The sequence below is a fragment of the uncultured Corynebacterium sp. genome (assembly GCF_902782855.1).
In the GTDB taxonomy this organism is placed as follows: domain Bacteria; phylum Actinomycetota; class Actinomycetes; order Mycobacteriales; family Mycobacteriaceae; genus Corynebacterium.
In genome coordinates, this window is the sequence record NZ_CACZOO010000015.1 from 1 (window position 1) to 2,283 (window position 2,283).

The 2,283-nt window shown below is 70.3% G+C and carries 2 protein-coding genes; one reads left to right on the forward strand and one right to left on the reverse strand.

Features of this window, described 5'->3' with window-relative positions; all coding sequences use genetic code 11:
• The coding region (locus QZV72_RS00740) for a PLP-dependent cysteine synthase family protein (RefSeq protein WP_297004032.1) at nucleotides 1–902 on the forward strand (902 nt) is incomplete at its 5' end.
• Here the strand turns inward: QZV72_RS00740 and QZV72_RS00745 are convergent.
• Nucleotides 903–2,099 carry a MalY/PatB family protein gene (locus QZV72_RS00745; protein ID WP_297004034.1) on the reverse strand — a complete coding sequence of 399 codons (1,197 nt, stop codon included), beginning with the start codon at nucleotides 2,097–2,099 and terminating at the stop codon, nucleotides 903–905. It abuts the gene before it with no gap.
• Between the last annotated feature and the right edge of the window lie 184 nt (nucleotides 2,100–2,283).

A 2,283-nucleotide genomic window follows, 5' to 3' on the forward strand; every position in this document is an offset into this window, starting at 1 on the left:
ACGCCACCGCCCGCGGCGGCCGTGCCCGGGTCCTCGGCAAGTTCGAGGCCTTCAATCCCCTGTTCAGCGTCAAGGACCGCATCGCCGCCGCCCTCATCCGACAGGGGGAGGAGAGCGGCGCGCTGAAGCCGGGCAGCCTCATCGTCGACGTCACCAGCGGCAACACCGGTGTCGCCCTCGCCGGTATCGCCGCCGCCCGCGGCTACCGCACGAAGTTCTACCTGGGGGACACGACCAGCCCCACCAAGCGCAGGATCCTCGAGGCACTCGGCGCGGAGATCATCCCCACCGACAACTCCATCTTCATCGACCCCGAGGGTCTGGAGAAGCTCGTGGAGACGATCAAGGCGGAGAACCCGGACGCCTACTTCACCGACCAGCTCGGCAACCCCGTCAACCGTGCCACCCACTACGAGACCACCGGCCCGGAGATCTGGCGGGACACCCACGGTGAGGTCGACGTCCTCGTCGGCGGGGTCGGCACCGGCGGCACCGTCTCCGGTGCCGGACGCTTCCTCAAGGACCGACGCTCCGAGGTGAGGGTCGTCGTCGCCGAGCCGGGGGAGAACTCCCTGCCCACCGAGGAGAAGCTCAACCCGGACGCCGAGATCGACGGTGTCCACAAGGTCGCGGGCCTGGAGGACGAGCAGCTACCGCCGAACTACGACCTCACCATCGCCGACGAGATCGTCCCCGTCGAGGCGGCCGACGCCTGGGGCACCGCCCGCGCCGTGTTCCGGGAGACGGGCCTCTTCGTCGGCGCGTCCGCCGGAGCCTCCCTCACCGTCGCCGCGGAGCTCGCGACCCGCCCGGAGTACGAGGGTGCGACGATCGTCGCGGTGCTGCCGGACGCCGGGGAACGCTACCTCTCCGCCGGCGTCTTCGACGATCCTGACGCCTGACTACCGTTCCAACACCCGCCCGATCCGCCGCACCGTCTCGGTGAGGATCGCGGCGGGTGTCGCGTGATTGACGCGGAACCAGCCACGGAAGTCCTTTCCGCACCTCCGCCCGTCGGTGCCCGCCACCCCGGCCTGCCGCCGCAGGAGGCTCTCCACGCTGCCGCGCACCTCGTAGCCCCGCAGGTCGAGGAAATCGAGGTAGGTCCCCTGCGGGGGCAGGAACCGGGCACGGGGGAGATGCTCGGCGACCAGGTCCACCAGCAGATCGCGGTGACCCTGGAGGTGGGTGACCAGGGCGTCCAGCCAGTCCCGGCCGTCGTCGTAGGCGGCGATGGTCGCCTCCACACCGAGATGCCCGACGGCGTGACCCGTCCACGTCCCGACGCGGCGCCACGTCGGTGCGTCCTCCGCGGAGAAGACGGTCTGCGAGCAGGTCAGGCCCGGGATGTTCCACCCCTTGGAGGCGGAGGTCGCCGTCACGGTGTGCGACGCCGCCGTCTCCGACAGGGACGCGTAGGGCACATGCCGCCGGCGGTCGTAGATGAGCGGGGCATGGACCTCGTCGGCCCATACCCGGCCACCGTACCGGTCGACGATCCCGACGAGCGGCTCCAGCTGCGCACGGGTGAACACGGTGCCGGTCGGGTTCGCCGGGTTGACCAGGATCAGCAGGGACGCGCCGTTCCAGAACGCGTCCCCTATCCGGTCGTGGTCGAGGGTCCAGGTGCCCTGCCCGTCCACCGTGCTCTGCAGCATCGGCACCTCGACGATCTCCCGGCCGTGGTCGCGCAGCAGGTGGAAGAACGGCATGTAGGTCGGGGTGGGGACGATGACCGGGCCCGGCCGGGAGAAGTGCTCCAGGGTGACCTCCAGCGAGCTCAACACCTCCGGGAGGACGCCGACCTGCGCCGGATCGACCTCCCATCCGTAGCGGTCGGCGAGGAACCGTGTCGTGGACGCCGCCAGGTCCGACTTGCGGGCCACCGTCGTGTACCCGAAGTCGAGGTTGTCGACGCGGGACCGGACGGCGTCGAGGACGGCGGGGGCGGTGCCGAAGTCGCTCTCGGCGACGAAAGTGCCGATGCTGTCAGGGAAGGTGGTCCACTTGGAGCCGCCCCGGGCGCGGAGGTCGTCGACGGTGAGTGTCTCGGCGGTGGCGAGGGACCGGACGAACGGGCCGGTGGCGGTGATGTCCATGGGCCCAGCGTAGGGGCTGGGCGGGCCCCGGGCGAGAGAACTGTTCACCGCGCATGCAGGAAACCCGCCGCAGTGATGTCCACTGCGACGGGTTTCGTCTGTGTCCGGAGGGGGACTTGAACCCCCACGTCCGTTAATAGGACACTAGCACCTCAAGCTAGCGCGTCTGCCATTCCGCCACCCG